This window comes from Streptomyces sp. YPW6, assembly GCF_018866325.1.
Taxonomy (GTDB): domain Bacteria; phylum Actinomycetota; class Actinomycetes; order Streptomycetales; family Streptomycetaceae; genus Streptomyces.
Map to the genome: position 1 here is coordinate 1,044,269 of NZ_CP076457.1, position 17,066 is coordinate 1,061,334.

General features: G+C 70.6%; 15 protein-coding genes. 8 read left to right on the forward strand and 7 right to left on the reverse strand.

Features of this window, described 5'->3' with window-relative positions:
• Positions 1-45: 45 nt before the first annotated feature.
• The 6 genes from pucL to KME66_RS04645 form a co-directional block, all read right to left on the reverse strand.
• Entirely contained in the window at positions 46-978 is a 933-nt protein-coding gene (gene pucL, locus KME66_RS04620; protein WP_073221429.1) for a factor-independent urate hydroxylase, read from the reverse strand.
• 7 nt (positions 979-985) lie between these two features.
• Complete coding sequence (uraH, locus tag KME66_RS04625; RefSeq protein WP_018514694.1) at positions 986-1,375, reverse strand: hydroxyisourate hydrolase; 390 nt, start codon at positions 1,373-1,375, stop codon at positions 986-988.
• Positions 1,376-1,395: 20 nt separating this feature from the next.
• Positions 1,396-1,932: a 2-oxo-4-hydroxy-4-carboxy-5-ureidoimidazoline decarboxylase gene (uraD, locus tag KME66_RS04630; protein WP_216319246.1), complete on the reverse strand. Its 537-nt coding sequence runs from the start codon at positions 1,930-1,932 to the stop codon at positions 1,396-1,398.
• A 155-nt stretch (positions 1,933-2,087) separates the two neighbouring features.
• On the reverse strand, positions 2,088-2,486 hold the full coding sequence (locus tag KME66_RS04635) for a helix-turn-helix domain-containing protein (RefSeq protein WP_216319249.1): 399 nt from the start codon (positions 2,484-2,486) through the stop codon (positions 2,088-2,090).
• On the reverse strand, positions 2,483-2,734 hold the full coding sequence (locus KME66_RS04640) for a hypothetical protein (protein WP_073221422.1): 252 nt from the start codon (positions 2,732-2,734) through the stop codon (positions 2,483-2,485). Before KME66_RS04640 ends, KME66_RS04635 begins: the two co-directional genes overlap by 4 nt.
• 410 nt (positions 2,735-3,144) lie before the next feature.
• The gene (locus tag KME66_RS04645) at positions 3,145-3,984 is read right to left on the reverse strand and encodes a GntR family transcriptional regulator (protein WP_216319252.1); all 840 of its coding nucleotides are present in this window, start codon (positions 3,982-3,984) and stop codon (positions 3,145-3,147) included.
• 282 nt (positions 3,985-4,266) lie between these two features.
• Here KME66_RS04645 and KME66_RS04650 point away from each other — a divergent pair, with 282 nt between their 5' ends.
• The 8 genes from KME66_RS04650 to KME66_RS04685 all read left to right on the forward strand — a co-directional run bounded on the left by KME66_RS04650 (position 4,267) and on the right by KME66_RS04685 (position 14,389).
• Positions 4,267-5,535, forward strand: a complete 1,269-nt coding sequence (locus tag KME66_RS04650; RefSeq protein WP_216319255.1) for an extracellular solute-binding protein — start codon at positions 4,267-4,269, stop codon at positions 5,533-5,535.
• Positions 5,536-5,577: 42 nt separating this feature from the next.
• On the forward strand, positions 5,578-6,570 hold the full coding sequence (locus KME66_RS04655) for a carbohydrate ABC transporter permease (protein WP_216319258.1): 993 nt from the start codon (positions 5,578-5,580) through the stop codon (positions 6,568-6,570).
• Complete coding sequence (locus KME66_RS04660; RefSeq protein ID WP_216319261.1) at positions 6,567-7,412, forward strand: carbohydrate ABC transporter permease; 846 nt, start codon at positions 6,567-6,569, stop codon at positions 7,410-7,412. Before KME66_RS04655 ends, KME66_RS04660 begins: the two co-directional genes overlap by 4 nt.
• Positions 7,413-7,511: 99 nt before the next feature.
• Positions 7,512-9,122 carry a beta-N-acetylhexosaminidase gene (locus tag KME66_RS04665; RefSeq protein ID WP_216319277.1) on the forward strand — a complete coding sequence of 537 codons (1,611 nt, stop codon included), beginning with the start codon at positions 7,512-7,514 and terminating at the stop codon, positions 9,120-9,122.
• Between the two features lie 37 nt (positions 9,123-9,159).
• Positions 9,160-10,608 carry a cellulose binding domain-containing protein gene (locus tag KME66_RS04670; RefSeq protein WP_216319281.1) on the forward strand — a complete coding sequence of 483 codons (1,449 nt, stop codon included), beginning with the start codon at positions 9,160-9,162 and terminating at the stop codon, positions 10,606-10,608.
• Between the two features lie 275 nt (positions 10,609-10,883).
• Positions 10,884-11,723, forward strand: a complete 840-nt coding sequence (locus KME66_RS04675; RefSeq protein WP_073221410.1) for a TIM barrel protein — start codon at positions 10,884-10,886, stop codon at positions 11,721-11,723.
• Positions 11,724-11,807: 84 nt separating this feature from the next.
• Entirely contained in the window at positions 11,808-12,701 is an 894-nt protein-coding gene (locus tag KME66_RS04680; protein WP_073221407.1) for a 2-hydroxy-3-oxopropionate reductase, read from the forward strand.
• A gap of 230 nt (positions 12,702-12,931) precedes the next feature.
• Positions 12,932-14,389, forward strand: coding sequence for a catalase (locus KME66_RS04685; protein WP_073221404.1), 1,458 nt, complete (start codon positions 12,932-12,934; stop codon positions 14,387-14,389).
• 685 nt (positions 14,390-15,074) lie between these two features.
• Here the strand turns inward: KME66_RS04685 and gcl are convergent.
• Complete coding sequence (gcl, locus tag KME66_RS04690; protein ID WP_073221401.1) at positions 15,075-16,859, reverse strand: glyoxylate carboligase; 1,785 nt, start codon at positions 16,857-16,859, stop codon at positions 15,075-15,077.
• Positions 16,860-17,066: the final 207 nt, after the last annotated feature.

Below are 17,066 nucleotides of genomic sequence, written 5' to 3' on the forward strand. Positions count from 1 at the left end.
GCCGCCGCCCGTCTGCGGGCGGGCGGCGGCCGGTTCAGTGCCGCGTCAGAGGTTGGTCATGTCGACCGGGATCTTCGGCTCGACGCCGTCCCGGAGCACGGTGGCCTCGATCAGACCGTAGGGACGGTCCGCCGCGAAGTAGACAGCACCATCGGCGGTATCGTTCTTCAGTCCGAACGGTTCGAGGTCCACCAGGAAGTGGTGGTTGTTCGGCAGCGAGAAGCGGATCTCGTCGATCTCGCTGCGGCTGTTGATGATGCGCGAACCCATCTGGTACAGGGTCTGCTGGAGCGAGAGGGAGTACGTCTCGGCGAAGGCCTGGAGCATGTGCTTGCGCGCCTGCTCGTAGGACTTCTCCCAGTTCGGCATGCGCTGCTCGTCGCTGGTCCAGTTGTAGCGCCAGCGGGCGGAGACGTCGGTCGCCAGGATGCGGTCGTACGCCTCCTTCAGCGTCGTGTACTTGTCCTTGACGTAGCCCCAGAACTCGGAGTTGGTCGAGTTCATCACGGTGAGGTCCTTGAGGCCCGAGATGACCTCCCAGTTCTCACCGTCGTAGGTGATCTGGGTGACCCGGGTCTCCATGCCCTTGCGGGCGAAGGAGTGCTTCACCTCGTCGGCGCCGATGAACCTGGAGTTGCCGTCGGAGGTCGCGATGCGCTCCCAGGCGTACTCCTCGATCCGGATCCGGGCACGGTGGATCGGCTCCTGCGAGGAGACGAAGTGCCGGGCGAGATGGATGCCGAACTGCTCGGCGGACTCGATCCCGTGCTCCTTGGCGAACGCGAACACCGTGTTCTTGGTGGTGTCGGTCGGCAGGACGTTGGCGTTGGAGCCGGAGTAGTGCACGTCGTCCATGTCGCCGGAGAGGGCGACCGAGACGTTCAGGTCCTTGATGTGGTGGGTGTCGCCGTCCCGCGTGATCTTGACGACGCGGTTCTCTGCTTTGCCGTACTGGTTCTGGCCGAGAATCGTGGGCATGTCGGTGCTAGCTCCCTCGGTAAACGGAGTAGCCGAACGGGTTGAGCAGCAGCGGTACGTGATAGTGCTCGCCGGGGACGACCGCGAACGCGATGGTCACCTCCGGGAAGAACGCGCCGCTGTCCCTTACGCGGGGGGCGTCCTGCTGCGCCTCGGCTTGCTTCTTGGAAAAGTACGTCTCGGTGTCGAAGTCGAGACGGACATGGGTGGTGCCCTCCGGCAGTGCCGGGAGGTCCTTGCAACGCCCGTCCGCATCGGTCGCGGACGCCCCGAGCGTGACGTACGGCGCGTCGCTTCCGCTGCGGGCGGCGAGCGAGACGGCGACGGACGCGGCGGGGCGGCCGATGCTGGTGTCCAGGATGTGGGTGGACACCGATGCGGTCGTGTCGGTACTCAAGACCGTCACTCTCCTAGATCTCAAGAGTCCTGTGCGGGAGCGTCCTCTGCGAGCGCCTCCGTCACGAGACGGGTCAGCCGGATGCGGTTGATCTTGCCCAGTTCGGTGCGCACGATCTCCTGCTCCTGCTCGGGCGAGTTCCCGATCCGGGACTTCAGCGCGTCGCGCATCTGCTCACCGGTGGCGCCGGTGGCGCAGATCAGGAAGACATGTCCGAACCGCTCCTGGTAGGCCAGGTTCAGTTCGAGCATCTCGGTCTTGAGCTCCTCGGAGGCGCCGGCCATCCCCCGCTGCTCGCGGGAGGAGGTCGGGTCGCCGGGCTTCGGGCGGCCGATCGGCGGGTGGCCCGCCATCGCGTCGGCCAGGTCCTCCGCGGTGAGCCGCACCATGGCGGCGTCGCTCGCGGAGAGCAGGGCTTCTTCGGTGGCGTACGGACGCCCGGCGAGGATGCTGTCTCCCCAGGCCGCACTGGCACAGACCTCGTGCAGTGCGGGGGTGGCCTCGCCGTCCGCCAGGGTGTTGAACCGGGTGAGGCCCGGTGTGGAGCTCGAAGTCACGGGAGCCTCCGTGGCTGTTTTTCGCTGTGCGTTGTTCGGGCTGCGGATAGCTAACGCCCTCCACAACACGACGTCAACACTTTGTTGAAATATCGCGAACGAAGAAAGCCGCCGTCCCGGCATGTGGACGGCGGCTTTCCTGCGTGTTCGGCCAACTACTCACCCTTGGCCGTATGTTCCCGGTTCAGGTAGTTGTACACCGTGAACCGGGAGACGCCCAGGGCTCCGGCCACGGTCTCCACTCCGTGCCGGACGGAGAAGGCACCGCGTGCCTCCAGGGTCCGGACGACGCCCTGCTTGGCCTTCCGGTCCAGGTCGGCGAGCGGCATCCCGTGCCGTCGCTCCATCGCGGCGAGGATGTGGTCCAGCGAGTCGGAGAGCTGGGGCAGGCGTACGGCTATGACGTCCTGGCCCTCCCAGGCGAGCACCACATCGTCCGGCTGGGCCTGCTCGGGGCCCAGCAGCTCGGCGCCCATCGCGTCGGCGAGCGGCTTGACCGCCGATACGAAGGGGTGGTCGACGGTCACCGGAGCGTGATCGGCGGAGTCGGTCACCGGGTCCCCTCCCCGATCACGTTCACCTGGAGCGAGACCCGGGTGGCGCCGGAGGCGAGGGCCCGGCGCAGCAGGGAGTCCACGGCGGTGAGCACCTCGTCCGCACCCCCTTCCGCGGTGTTGCCGAAGGGGCCGACGTCGACGGCGTCCAGCCCGGCGCCCTGGATCACCTCCCGGGCTACCACCGCGTGGGTGGGCGCCTCGTCGAGATCGAAGGGCTCGGTGGTGAATTCCACCCTCAAGCGCACTGTGCCTCCCTGATGTCCTCGCCGCGGGTGCGGGCGCGCGGCTCGGCCACGACTGTAACCGCTGTCCGGGAACCGGCCCCCGGAGTGCGCGGCCGCGTACGCCGGTGGTCACGGGAGCGGCAGCGCGCGGGGCGTCGACCGGCGCCCGGGAAGGGAGCGGCAAGGGCGGCAGGGCCGAAGGGGCGGGTCCCGGGAACCGTGGGGCGCGGACCCCGGGAGCCGCGGGCCCGGGAGCCGCAGGGCGGGCCCCTGGGGCACGGCCCCCGGGAACCGCAGGGCCGCCGGGGCCCCGGTGCACGCTCGGCAGCCGGACGGGCCCCCGGAGGGGCGCGCGGCGCCGCAACCGCCGGTGGAGCGGCTGCCGGGCACCCGGTACGGTCCGTCCGGCACACGGCGGTGGCCGCGCCCGGTCAGGCCCCCGCCTGGATGTCCCCCCTGGTCGACGAGGCGATGGCGTCGCCGTGCGCGAAGTCGCCGGGCGGGATGCCCGGGTGGTGCCCCTCCGGATCGGGGGCGACCTCGGCCGCCGGGCCGAGCGCGAGCCGGGAGACGATCCGGTAGCGGTCACCCCGGTAGAGCGAGTGGACGTACTCCACCGGACGGCCCGTGGTGTCGGAGGTCAGCCGCTCGAAGAGCAGCGCCGGGGACAGCTCCGGGACGTCGAGCAGCCCGGCCTCGGCGCGGGTGACGACGGTGGGCTCGATGCCCTGGACCGCCTCGTGGACCTGCACGCCGTGGGTGGTCCGCAGATGCTCGTACAGGTCGCCGCTCTCCAGCTCCTGCGCGCTGAGGCCCGGCACCAGCTCCGCCCGGATGTGCAGATGCTCGATGGCCATCGGCGCCCCGTCGACCAGCCGCAGCCGGGCCACGTAGACGATCTCGGCGGCGGGCGACATGCGCAGCTTGCGGCCGACCCGGGCCCCGGCCTGGAGCGTGGTGAACTCCAGCAGCCGGCTCGACCAGGCCCCCGACGCCCGGGGTACGCCGAGCGCCCGGTCACCCGCGACCAGCTCCTGGGTGATCTTGGCGGGGGCGACGAACATGCCCCGGCCGTGCTCGCGCACCAGGAGTCCGGCGGCGACCAGCTCGTCGACCGCCGCGCGCACGGTGGGCCGGGACACACCGAGCAGGGCGCACAGGGAGCGCTCCGAGGGGATGGCGTCGCCGGGGCTGCGGGACTCGATCAGCTCCAGTACGGCATCGCGGGTCCGCTCCCGTTTGAGCACCGTCCCCGGCACATCCGCGTCCATGGTCTCCCCTCCTGACGGCCGGATTTTTTCTTACCAGTTGACCACACCGTCACCTCAACTGGCTTGCTGGTCAGGTGCAGTGTAGCGCTTTCCGGAGCTGGGCCGACCGATGCGATCGAGGGTGGATCGCCAACTTCGCGTTCAACAAGAGGGGTTGACGGCCCTATTGGTCTATGCCACCTTCGTCCACCACCGACAAGCGAGCTGTCCAGTAAGGCTCACTGGTCAGGTGGTCAGGCCTCGCCAGGTCCGTCCGATCCATTCTGCTTCCCGAGGTGAACCGTGAAGTACCGCTTGCTCGCCGGTGGGTCCGTGCTCGTCCTGACCGCCGCGCTCAGTGCCTGCAGTCCGTCGTCCGGGCCGGACGCCGCGAACGGCGACGGCCGGACGACGGTGGACGTCTGGCTGATGCGCGACAGCGTCTCGACGCAGTTCCAGAAGGAGTTCACCGCCGACTTCGAGAAGCGCCACCCGGACATCGACGTGAAGATCCAGATCCAGGAGTGGGACGGGATCGGCCAGAAGATCACCGCGGCCCTGGCCAGCAACGACGCCCCGGACGTCATCGAGGCGGGAAACACCCAGGTGGCCCAGTACGCGGAGAGCGGCGGACTGCTCGACCTCACCGACCGCACGGACGAGCTGAACGGCGAGGACTGGCTGAGGGGCCTGGCCGAACCGGGCGCGTTCGAGGGCAGGCAGTACGGCATCCCGTACTACGCGGCGAACCGGGTGATCGTCTACCGCACCGACCTCTTCGAGCGGGCGGGCGTCGACGCGGCCGGGATCAAGACCCGTGAGCAGTGGATCGACGCCACGACGGAGCTCAACAAGGGCGGCACGCAGGGCATCTACCTGCCCGGGCAGATGTGGTACGCGCTGGCCGGGTTCGTCTGGGACGAGGGCGGTGACCTGGCCACCGAGTCCGGCGGGACGTGGTCCGGCGCGCTGGACACCCCCGAGGCGCTGCGCGGCATGGCGTTCTACGAGCGGCTCCAGGCGCTGGGCAAGGGCCCCAAGGACTCCGACGAGGACGACCCGCCGCAGGCCGAGGTGATGGCCCAGGGGCAGGTGGCCCAGGTCATCTCCACCCCGGGCGGGGCCAACGTCATCGCGGAGCACAACCCCGAGCTCAAGGGCAAGCTGGCCTTCTTCCCCATCCCGGGCAAGACGGCGGACACCCCGGGCGCGGTCTTCACCGGCGGCTCCGACCTGGTCGTGCCGACCGCGGCGGCCCACCCCGACGCGGCGGTCACCTTCATCAAGGAGCTGACCGGGGACACCTGGCAGAAGAAGCTCGCCGTCGCCATGAGCTACGTACCGAACCGGACGTCGCTGGCCGCCGCCGTGGCCGGTGACCCGGGGGCCGCCGCGATGGCGGTCGGCGCGGCCAACGGGCACGCCACGCCCAACACCCCCGGCTGGGCGGCGGTCGAGGCGGAGAACCCGATCAAGGACTACATGACGGCCGTGCTCACCGGAGGAGATGCGGCACGGGAAGCGGCGAAGGCCTCGCGGGACATCACCCGGGCCATGAACGCCGGCTCCTGACCCCGCATGGCCCTCCCCCGGCTCCGAGAAAGGAGGCGTGCCGTGCCGGCCCTCGACCAGCGCACCGCGCCCAGCACTCCCCGGCGAGGCCCGGCCCCGCGCCTCTCCGCCCCCACGTCCCCGCCCCCGCGCGGGGGATCGGCCAGAGCCCGAAGCCTCTGGCCGTACGCCCTGGTGGCCCCGGCCGTCGGCGGCATGCTCTATCTACTGGTCTACCCGCTGGTGCGGGCCGTCCTGATCTCCTTCCAGGACTTCCGGCTGCGCCAGCTGATCGCCGGTGACGCGGACTTCGTCGGCCTGCGGAACTACCGGACGCTGCTGACGGACCCCCGGTTCTGGGAGGTGGTCCGCCGCACGTTCCTGTTCATGGCGGTCAACGTCGTCCTGATCATGGTGATCGCCACGCTCGTCGCCCTGATGGTGGAGCGGCTGGGCCGGATCGGGCGGACGGTGGTGCTGTGCTCGCTGGTGCTGGCCTGGGCGATGCCGGTGGTCGCGGCGACCACCGTCTTCCAGTGGCTGTTCCACTCGGAGTTCGGCATCGTCAACTGGTCGCTGACCTCGCTCGGCCTGGACTCCTTCGAGCGCTATCCGTGGTTCGCCGACGGCACCGCTGCCTTCGCGATCCTGGTGACGCTGATCGTCTGGCAGTCGGTGCCGTTCGCCGCGATCACCCTGTACTCGGCGCTGACGACCGTCTCCCCCGAACTGTACGAGTCGGCACGGCTGGACGGGGCGGGCGCGGGGCGGATCTTCCGCTCGGTCACCTTCCCGATCCTGCGGCCGGTCTTCCTGCTGGTGCTGTCGCTGGAGGTGATCTGGACGTTCAAGGCGTTCGTCCAGATCTGGGTGATGACCCGGGGCGGGCCGGGTGACGCCACGACGATCCTGCCCGTCTACGCGGTGCAGACGGCGCTCTCCAGTCAGCGGTACGACCTCGGTTCCGCCGCCTCGATGGTCACCGTGGTCCTGATGTCCGGGGTGCTCGTCCTGTACTTCCGCCAGATGCTCCGCCAGGAGGACGAGACCCGATGAGCACACCTGCCGTACGCCCGCTCCTCCGTCGGCTTGCGCTGCGCCTCGCCGCCACCGTGACCGTCGTGATCTGCCTCTTCCCCGTGTACTGGATGATCTCCACGGCCTTCAAGCCGTCCAAGGACATCCAGTCCGCCGACCCGCGGCTCGTCCCGCACACCTGGACCCTCGACCACTTCCGGCGGGCCGTGGAGGCCGACGGGTTCGCGCTGTTCTGGCGCAACAGCATCCTGGTGACGCTGGGGGCCGTCCTGCTGGCGCTGGTGGTGGCGCTGGGCGCGGCGTACGCCGTGGCGCGGCTGCGGTGGCGGGGCCGGCGGCAGTTCATGCTGATGATCTTCATCGCACAGATGGCGCCCTGGGAGTCGCTGATCATCCCGGTCTACATCATCTCCCGGGACACGAACATGCTCGACCGGCTGCCGACGCTGACCCTCGTCTACTTCATGATCACGCTGCCGTTCACCGTCGTGGTGCTGCGCGGGTTCATCGGGACGATCCCGCCGGAGCTGGAGGAGGCGGCGCAGGTCGACGGCTGCACCCGGACCGGGGCGTTCCGCCGGGTCGCGATGCCGCTGCTGGCGCCGGGGCTGATGGCGACCTCGCTGTTCGGCTTCATCACCGCCTGGAACGAGTTCGCCTACGCCAACTTCCTGATCATCAAGCAGCAGGACAACCGGACGCTGCCGGTCTGGCTGTCCTCCTTCCAGAACACCTTCGGCACCGACTGGGGGGCCACGATGGCCGCCTCCACCCTCTTCGCGCTGCCCGCCCTGGTGATCTTCCTGCTGCTCCAGCGCCATGTCACGTCCGGCTTCGCCGCCGGCGCCGTGAAGGGCTGAGGGGCGGAGAACGCCGCTTCGCCCCCCCGCCCCCCCGTCCCCCGTCCCCCCGTCCCCCGTCCCCCGTCCCCCGTCCGCGAACCGACCCCGGAGACGCCCGTGCCCGCACCGCACCCCGCCCTTTCCCTCCTCCCCCACCCCGGCAAGGTCTCCTCGCTCGGCGGTCGGCTCACCCTCGACCGGAACACCACCGTCCGCGCGCTGCCGGGCGCGGAGACGGCGGCGGACCTGCTGCGCACCCTCGTCGGCCGCCCCGCGGGCCTGCCGCTCCCGGTGTCGCCCGACGGACGGATCGTGCTCGCCCTGGACGACCGGCTCGGCGGCCTCGGCGAGGAGGGGTACGGGCTGACGGTCGCCCCGCAGGCGCTCCAGTTGCGTGCCGCCCACCGCACCGGGCTGCTCCGGGGCATCCAGACGATCCGCCAGCTCCTGCCCGCCGAGGCCCTGTCGGGCGGACCGGCCGGCGCCGGCTCCTGGCAGCTGCCCTGCGTCGAGATCACCGACGTACCGGACCGGCCGTGGCGCGGGGCGATGCTGGACGTGGCGCGCCGCTTCCAGCCCATCGGCTGTCTGCGCCGGTTCGTGGACCTGCTGGCGCTGCACAAGCTCAACGTCCTGCACCTCCACCTCACCGACGACCAGGGCTGGCGGATGCCGGTCGACGCCTACCCCCGGCTGACCTCGGTCGGCTCCCGGCGGGCCCGTTCGCAGAAGGGCCCGACCGGTCCGGACGGGGCGCACTTCGACGCGGCGCCGCACGAAGGGCACTACACCAAGGCGGAGTTGAGGAGTCTGGTGCGGTACGCGGGGGAGCGCGGGATCACCGTCGTACCGGAGATCGAGATGCCCGGCCATGTGCGGGCCGCGCTCGCCGCCTATCCGGAGCTGGGCAACCACCCGGGGCGAGAACTGGACGTGTGGACCCGCTGGGGGGTGTGCGACACGATCCTCGGCGTCCACGAGGGGGTCTTCGACTTCTGCCGGGCGGTGCTGGAGGAGGTGATGGACGTCTTCCCGTCGCCGTACATCCACCTCGGCGGCGAGGAGTGCCCGACCACCGAGTGGGAGGACAGCCCGGCGGCCCGTGAGCGTGCGGCGGCCCTGGGACTCGCGAGCCCGGCCGGGCTGCACGGCTGGTTCCTGGGCCGGGTCGGGGCGTTCCTGGCGGAGCGCGGCCGGATTCCGCTCGCCTGGGTCGAGAACGGCACCGAACTCCCGCCGGAATTCACGGTGATGACCTGGCGCGATGCCGCGCACGCCCGGGCCGCCGCCCGCCGCGGCCATCAGGTGATCGCCGCGCACCACCGGGCCACCTATCTCGACTACGCCCAGTCGGCGGACCCGTCCGAACCGGTCGCCCAGCCCGGTGCGCCGGTCCTCCTGCACACGGTCCACGGCTACGAACCGGCGCCGCACGACTGGCCGGAGGCGGAGCGGGCCCGGGTGCTCGGGACCCAGGTGCAGCTGTGGACGGAGTACGCCCGCACCCCCGAGGAGATCGATTACCTCAGTTTTCCCCGGCTCTGCGCGCTCGCCGACCGTTCCTGGTCCGGCGGGCGCGGCGACTGGCCGGGGTTCGTCGAGCGGCTGCGTCACCACACCGCCCGGCTGGACGCCCTGGGCGTCCGCCACCGCCCCCTGGACGCGCGGTCGCTCGCGACGGCGGCGTACGCGTCCCCCTCCGCAGGAACAGCGCGACTCCGCCCGTGACCCGTCCCCCACCACCGTTCCGGAGAGGAACACGCCTGTGAACACACCGCCCACCCACCCCCGCCGGAGCAGGCTGCGCACCGCCGCCGCCTCGGCCGCCGCCGTGGCCCTGGCCGCCGCCGGTCTGGCCGCGTGGCCGTCCTCGGCGTCCGCCGCGGCCGACGGGATCGTGGTCCAGTACCGTACGAGCGCGTCCGGTGCGAGCGCCGACCAGAGCGAGCCGTGGCTGAAGGTCCGCAACGCCGGCTCCGGGTCCGTACCGCTGAGCAGCGTGAAGATGCGCTACTACTTCAAGGCCGACTCGGCGTCCGCCGCCTACCGGTTCGCCTGTTCCTGGGCGGTGAAGGGGTGCGCGAACATCACCGGCACGTTCGGGACGCTCGCGAACCCGACCGCCACCGCCGACCGCTATCTGGAGATCGGCTTCACCGCCGGGGCGGGCTCGCTCGCCCCGGGCGCGGACACCGGGGACATGCAACTCCGGTTCCACCAGACCTCCTGGGCTCCGCTCGTCCAGTCCGACGACTACTCCTTCGGGCCTCAGCAGACCGCGTACGGCGACTGGTCCGCGGTGACGGCCCAGGTCAACGGCGCGACCGTGTGGGGCGAGGCCCCCGGCGGCAACGGTCCGACCGATCCGCCGGACCCGACGGACCCGCCCACCGACCCGCCGGGGGACGCGCCGACGCTCTTCGACGACTTCGACTACAGCTCGCACACCGATCCGCGGATCGGCGCCAACGGCTGGAGCGTACGGTCCAACTCCGGCGGGCCCGGCGTGCCGGGCGCGACCTGGGCTCCGGAGAACGTCACCTTCGCCTCGCAGAACGGCAACTCGGTGATGAACCTGGAGACGTCGACGGCGGGCACGGGCGCGTCGACGAAGCACACCGAGATCCTGACCAGGTCGATGAAGTTCAAGAACGGGACGTACGCGTCCCGCGTGAAGTTCAGCGACGCCCCGCGCTCGGGCCCGGACGGCGACCGGATCGTGCAGACGTTCTTCACCATCAACGACCTCAAGGCGCCGATGGCGGACGACTACGCGGAGTACGACTTCGAGTATCTGCCGAACGGCGGCTGGGGCGAGCCCGCGAACATCCTCTACACGACCTCGTGGGAGACCTACCGGCCCGACCCGTGGGAGGCGGTCAACGCGCACAGCCAGGTCCGGCAGTCGTACGCGGGCTGGCACGACCTGGTGGTGACGATCGACGACAGCCGGATCACGTACTACGTCGACGGCCGGCACTTCGGGACGCACGGGGCGGCGTATCTGCCGGAGCGTCCGATGTCGATCAACTTCAACCAGTGGCTGATCGATCTGGCGGGCCAGCCGAGCACGACACCCCGTGCCTACGACCAGCAGGTGGACTACGTCCTGCATGTAAAGGACCAGGTGCTCACCCCCTCGCAGGTGAACGCGATGGTCGGGGCGTACCGCAGTGCGGGGACGAGTTTCGAGGACACGGTTCCGGCCGGATAGCGCTCGGCGCGCGAGCGGCGCGTACGGGGTGAGAAGCGGGCGGGGCGGAGGCCGACGACGGCCTCCGCCCCGCTTTCGCGTGGCCACAGGCACCGGCGCCTCCCCGCCCGAGGGGCCCGCTGCCGCAGGTCCGAGGGCACCCGCGCCGCCGTGTCGGCGGGCCGCCGGCCGGGGCGAATTTTTCGGCACCCCCTTGACAGCCCTGCCACCCTCCGGGCAATCTTCCGTTAAGCAGAAACTAACTTCCGCAATACGGAAGGAGCGCCGAAACCCTCATGGGATACCCGGACCAGCGCTTCGATGTGAACCTCTCGATCCTCTTCACGGAACTCCCGCTCCTGGAGCGTCCCGCGGCAGCCGCCGCGGCGGGCTTCACCGCGGTCGAGCTGTGGTGGCCCTGGATCGAGACCCCCACCCCGCCACAGGCGGAGCTCGACGCCCTCAAGAAGGCGCTCGACGACGCCGGCACCCAACTGGTGGGGCTGAACTTCTACGCCGGACAGCTGCCCGGCCCCGACCGCGGCGCGCTCTCCGTGCCCGGTGAGGAGTCGGACCGCTTCCGCGCCAACATCGAGGTGGCGGCCGACTTCGCCGCCTCGGTCGGCTGCACGGCGCTCAACGCGCTGTACGGCAACCGCGTCGAGGGCGCGGACCCGCAGGTCCAGGACGCGCTCGCGCTGGAGAACCTGGTGCTGGCGGCCCGCGCCGCCGACCGGGTCGGGGCGATCCTCCTGGTCGAGACCCTGAACAAGCCGGAGTCGCCGCTCTATCCGCTGGTCAGCGCACCGGCCGCGATCGAGGTCGTCGACAGGGTCAACGCGGCGACGGGCCTCGGGAACGCCAAGTTCCTGCTGGACCTCTACCACCTCTCGATGAACGGCGAGGACCTGAGCCAGGTCATCAAGGCGTACGCCGCGAAGACCGGTCACGTCCAGATCGCCGACAACCCGGGGCGCGGCGCGCCGGGCACCGGCGACCTCCCGCTGGAGCGGCTGCTCGACGAGCTGAAGGACGCCGGTTACGCGGGCTGGGTCGGCCTGGAGTACAAGCCGGGCGAGCGCCCGAGCGCCGACTCCTTCGACTGGCTCCCGCCGTCGGCCCGAGCGGCCGGCTGACCGGCCGGGTCCGTCACGGGGTGAGTCCAGTCCCCTCGGACCCGCCGGGTCTTACGTACACCCGTTTTTCAGGAAGGCACCCTCATGAGCAACAACCTCCCCAAGGTTGCGTGGATCGGTCTCGGCATCATGGGCTCCCCCATGTCGGAGAACCTGATCAAGGCCGGTTACTCCGTCACCGGATACACCCTGGAGCAGGACAAGATCGACCGGCTGGCCGCGGCCGGCGGCACCGGCGCCTCCTCGATCGCGGACGCGGTCGGGGACGCGGATGTCGTCATCACGATGGTGCCCGCATCCCCGCAGGTCGAGGCCATCGCGTACGGCCCGGACGGCATCCTGGAGAACGCGAAGCGCGGCGCGCTGCTGGTGGACATGTCCTCCATCACCCCGCAGACCTCGGTCGACCTCGCCAAGAACGCGGCGGAGAAGGGCATCCGGGTCCTGGACGCGCCGGTCTCCGGCGGCGAGGCCGGCGCCATCGAGGCGGTCCTGTCCATCATGGTCGGCGGCGAGCAGGCGGACTTCGACGCCGCGAAGCCGCTCCTGGAGGCGCTCGGCAAGACCATCGTGCTCTGCGGTCCGCACGGCTCCGGTCAGACGGTGAAGGCCGCCAACCAGCTGATCGTCGCGGTCAACATCCAGGCGTGCGCCGAGGCCGTGGTCTTCCTGGAGAAGTCCGGGGTCGACCTCACCGCCGCGCTCGACGTCCTCAACGGCGGGCTCGCCGGTTCGACCGTGCTGACCCGCAAGAAGGACAACTTCCTGAAGCGGGACTTCGCCCCCGGCTTCCGCATCGACCTGCACCACAAGGACATGGGCATCGTCACGGACGCCGCCCGCAACGTCGGCGCGGCCCTGCCCGTCGGCGGCGTGGTCGCCCAGCTGGTCGCCTCGCTGCGCGCCCAGGGCGACGGCGGCCTGGACCACTCGGCGCTGCTGCGCTCGGTCGAGCGGCTCTCCGGCGCCCAGGTCTGACCCCTCCCCGGCTCCGCGAGGAGCCCCCGGCCTCGTACGGGGCCACGGCCCGCACGACGGGCCCCCTGATCTCCGGGCCGCGGTGGCGCTGACACCTGTCCTGTCGCGCCCAGGCGCCGCCGCGGCCCGGAACCACACACTTCGATTTCAACAAACTGTTGACGTTCTCTCCGCGGCGAATCTACGCTCCTCAAGCCGTCAGCAGCTCGTACGAAAGGTCATCCCGCCACATGGCTAAGCGTGTGCTCACGACCGAGTCAGGCGCCCCGGTCGCCGACAACCAGAACTCCGCCACCGCCGGTGTCGGTGGACCGATCCTCCTCCAGGACCAGCACCTCCTGGAGAAGCTCGCCCGCTTCAACCGTGAGCGCATCCCGGAGCGCGTGGTGCACGCCCGTGGATCCGGCGCGTACGGCTACTTCGAGGTGACCGACGACGTCACGGGCTTCACCCGCGCCGACTTCCTCTCCTCGGTCGGCAAGCGCACCGAGACGTTCATCCGCTTCTCGACCGTCGCCGACTCCCTCGGCGGCGCGGACGCGGTCCGCGACCCGCGCGGATTCGCCCTCAAGTTCTACACGGACGAGGGCAATTACGACCTGGTCGGCAACAACACCCCGGTGTTCTTCATCAAGGACCCGATCAAGTTCCCCGACTTCATCCACTCGCAGAAGCGCGACCCGTTCACGGGCAAGCAGGAGCCGGACAACGTCTGGGACTTCTGGGCGCACGCTCCCGAGGCGACGCACCAGGTCACCTGGCTGATGGGCGACCGCGGCATCCCCGCCTCGTACCGCCACATGAACGGCTACGGCTCGCACACCTACCAGTGGACGAACGCCGAGGGCGAGGCCTTCTTCGTCAAGTACCACTTCAAGACGAACCAGGGCGTGCGGTCCCTCTCCGCCGACCAGGCAGCCGAGCTCGTCGGCAAGGACGCCAACTCGCACCAGACGGACCTGCTCCAGGCCATCGAACGCGGCGTCAACCCGTCCTGGACGCTGTACGTCCAGGTGATGCCCGCCGCCGAGGCCGCGGACTACCGGTTCAACCCGTTCGACCTCACCAAGGTGTGGCCGCACGCGGACTACCCGCTCCAGCGGGTCGGCCGCCTGGTCCTGGACCGGAACCCCGACAACGTCTTCGCCGAGGTCGAGCAGGCCGCGTTCTCCCCGAACAACTTCGTGCCCGGCATCGGCCCGTCCCCGGACAAGATGCTCCAGGGCCGGCTGTTCGCCTACGCGGACGCGCACCGCTACCGCCTGGGCGTCAACCACACCCAGCTGCCGGTGAACGCGCCGCGGACCGCCGTCGTGGACAACTACGGCCGCGACGGTCTGCACGCGACGCGCAACGGCTCGCGCCACGACAAGAACTACGAGCCCAACTCGTACGCCGGGCCGGCGCAGACCGACGCGGCGCTCGCCGCGCCGCTCGCGATCCACGGCTGGACGGGCACGCACGAGGCGCCCGCGCACACCAAGGACGACGACTTCTTCCAGGCGGGCGAACTCTTCCGGCTCATGTCGGAGGACGAGAAGGGCCGCCTGGTCGCGAACATCGCCGGAGGCCTCTCGCAGGTCACCCGCGACGACGTGATCGAGAAGAACCTCGCCCACTTCCACGCCGCCGACGCCGACTACGGCAAGCGGGTGGAGGAGGCGGTCCGCGCCCTGCGCGAGGACTGAGCCTCCCCCTGGACCCTGCCCGTACCGCGCACCCGGATGAGGGGTGTCGCGCGGGACGGGCAGGACGACGAGGCCGCGGCGGCTGTGCGATGCCAGTGCGGTGGTGAAGGCCCGGGGAACGTCTCCTGACCTGAAGGAGACGCCCTCACCCGGGCCGATCGCCGCCGCCGCGGTCCCTGTCACTCCCTGAGCGGGGGCGTCTCTCCTGAACGGGGACGCCTCCCTGATCGAGGGCGTGGAGTACGGATACGGTCCCGTACTCCACGCCCTTCTCGCATGCCCGCACCCTCGTTCTCGGCCCGTCCGGGGAAACTCCCAGGCCGTCTCCGCACGGTGGCCCTGGCCCGGAGGTCCCTATCCGCTGGGGCCCGCGGGGGCCCGCTGCGCGCCGGCCCGTGGGCCGGCACCGTACAGGCCCGTCTCCTCGCGGTGGGCCCGGACCCGGACATCCAGCCCGCCCGGCGCTTGAGGACGGAACCCCCTCAGCGGTGGTGCCGCACCCTGCGCCCAGGGACACATGGCCGCCCCGTCAGGGACACGTGGCCGCCCCGTTCAAAGGGGCTCGGGCTCACCGCCCCAGGGTTCCGCCCGCACACGCCGGGCGGGCCGGGTTCCGGGGCAGCCCGAAGGGCCCCTGGCCCGGAGCGTCGCTCCGGGCCAGGGGCCCTCGTCGGTGGCAGGTCCGTCAGGAGACCGTCAGGGGGCGGATCGCCGTCGGGGCGTGGGACGGGTCCGTCGCCAGGTCCTCGAACTCGTTCACCGACGCGATGTCGCTGCCGCTCATCGCGATGTTCGTGACCCGCTCCAGGATCGCCTCGACGACCACCGGGACCCGGAACTCCGCAGCCAGCTTCTTCGCCTCCTCGAAGGCCGGCAGCAGCTGGTCCGGCTCGGTCACCCGGATCGCCTTGCAGCCCAGGCCCTCGACGACCTTGACGTGGTCGACGCCGTAGACGCCCAGCTCCGGGGAGTTGAGGTTCTCGAACTCCAGGTTGACCTGGAAGTCGATGTCGAAGTTGCGCTGCGCCTGGCGGATCAGCCCGAGGTAGGAGTTGTTCACCAGGACGTGGACGTACGGAATGCGGTGCTGCGCGCCGACGGCCAGCTCCTCCAGCATGAACTGGAAGTCGTAGTCGCCGGAGAGGGCGACGACCGTGCCCTCCGGGTCCGCGGTGGCGACACCCAGCGCGGCCGGGATCGTCCAGCCCAGCGGACCGGCCTGGCCGCAGTTGATCCAGTGGCGCGGCTTGTAGACGTGCAGCATCTGCGCGCCCGCGATCTGGGAGAGCCCGATCGTGGTGACGTAACGGGTCTCCGGGCCGAACGCCCGGTTCATCTCCTCGTACACGCGCTGCGGCTTGAGCGGCACGTTGTCGAAGTGCGTCCTGCGCTGGAGGGTCGCCTTGCGCTCCTGCGTGGAGGCGGCCCAGGCCGAGCGGTCCTTCAGCTCGCCCGCCGCCTTCAGCTCGCGCGCCACCTCGACGAAGAGCTCCAGCGCGGCCTTGGCGTCGGAGGCGATGCCGAGGTCGGGGGCGAAGATCTTGCCGATCTGGGTGGGCTCGATGTCGACGTGGACGAAGGTGCGGCCCTGGGTGTAGACGTCCAGCTTGCCGGTGTGGCGGTTGGCCCAGCGGTTGCCGATGCCGAGGACGAAGTCGGACTCCAGGAAGTTCGCGTTGCCGTAGCGGTGCGAGGTCTGGAGGCCGACCATGCCCGCGTTCAGTTCGTGGTCGTCGGGGAGGATGCCCCAGCCCATCAGGGTCGGGATGACCGGGACGCCGGTCAGCTCGGCGAACTCCACGAGCAGTTCGGAGGCGTCGGCGTTGATGATGCCGCCGCCCGCGACGAGCACCGGGCGCTCCGAGGCGTTCAGCATCCGCACGGCCCGCTCGATCTGCTTGCGGGAGGCCGCGGGCTTGTGCACCGGGATGGGCTCGTACAGCTCGGGGTCGAACTCGATCTCGGTGAGCTGGACGTCGATCGGCAGGTCGATGAGGACCGGGCCGGGGCGGCCGGTGCGCATGAGGTGGAAGGCCTGCTGGAAGACGCCGGGGACCTGCGCGGCCTCCAGGACGGTGGTCGCGGCCTTGGTCACCGGCTTCGCGATCGAGGCGATGTCGACGGCCTGGAAGTCCTCCTTGTGCAGGACGGCCGTGGGCGCCTGGCCGGTGATGCAGAGGATCGGGATGGAGTCGGCGATGGCCGAGTAGAGACCGGTGATCATGTCGGTGCCCGCGGGGCCCGACGTACCGATGCAGACGCCGATGTTGCCGGCCTCGGCCCGGGTGTAGCCCTCCGCCATGTGGGAGGCGCCCTCGACGTGGCGGGCCAGCGTGTGGTTGACCCCGCCGGAGGCCTTGAGGGCCGCGTAGAAGGGGTTGATCGCCGCGCCCGGAACACCGAACGCGTTGCTGACGCCTTCGCGCTTGAGGATCTCAACTGCCGCTCGGGCAGCGGTCATACGAGGCATGGAAGCTCCTGCTCGGGATTGGTGGAGTCGGGCTCTGTCGCGCCACCTGAGAGCACCAATTCCGTATTACGGAAACTTAGTTCTGCTATATGGAAGCAATCTAGAAGCTGGGGCGATCGCAGTCAAGGGCGCGGACCGCCGCACGCATCGCACGAAGTACGCCGATCACCTCCCCGGAACCCCGCTCCTGGTGGACGATGGTGTGAC

What these genes read in the sequence shown, in the direction of transcription:
- pucL (WP_073221429.1), bottom strand. Translation starts at nt 978, where the DNA reads ATGCCCACGATTCTCGGCCAGAACCAGTACGGCAAAGCAGAGAACCGC.
- KME66_RS04675 (WP_073221410.1), top strand. Translation starts at nt 10,884, where the DNA reads ATGGGATACCCGGACCAGCGCTTCGATGTGAACCTCTCGATCCTCTTC.
- KME66_RS04685 (WP_073221404.1), top strand. Translation starts at nt 12,932, where the DNA reads ATGGCTAAGCGTGTGCTCACGACCGAGTCAGGCGCCCCGGTCGCCGAC.
- KME66_RS04645 (WP_216319252.1), bottom strand. Translation starts at nt 3,984, where the DNA reads ATGGACGCGGATGTGCCGGGGACGGTGCTCAAACGGGAGCGGACCCGC.
- KME66_RS04660 (WP_216319261.1), top strand. Translation starts at nt 6,567, where the DNA reads ATGAGCACACCTGCCGTACGCCCGCTCCTCCGTCGGCTTGCGCTGCGC.
- gcl (WP_073221401.1), bottom strand. Translation starts at nt 16,859, where the DNA reads ATGCCTCGTATGACCGCTGCCCGAGCGGCAGTTGAGATCCTCAAGCGC.
- KME66_RS04680 (WP_073221407.1), top strand. Translation starts at nt 11,808, where the DNA reads ATGAGCAACAACCTCCCCAAGGTTGCGTGGATCGGTCTCGGCATCATG.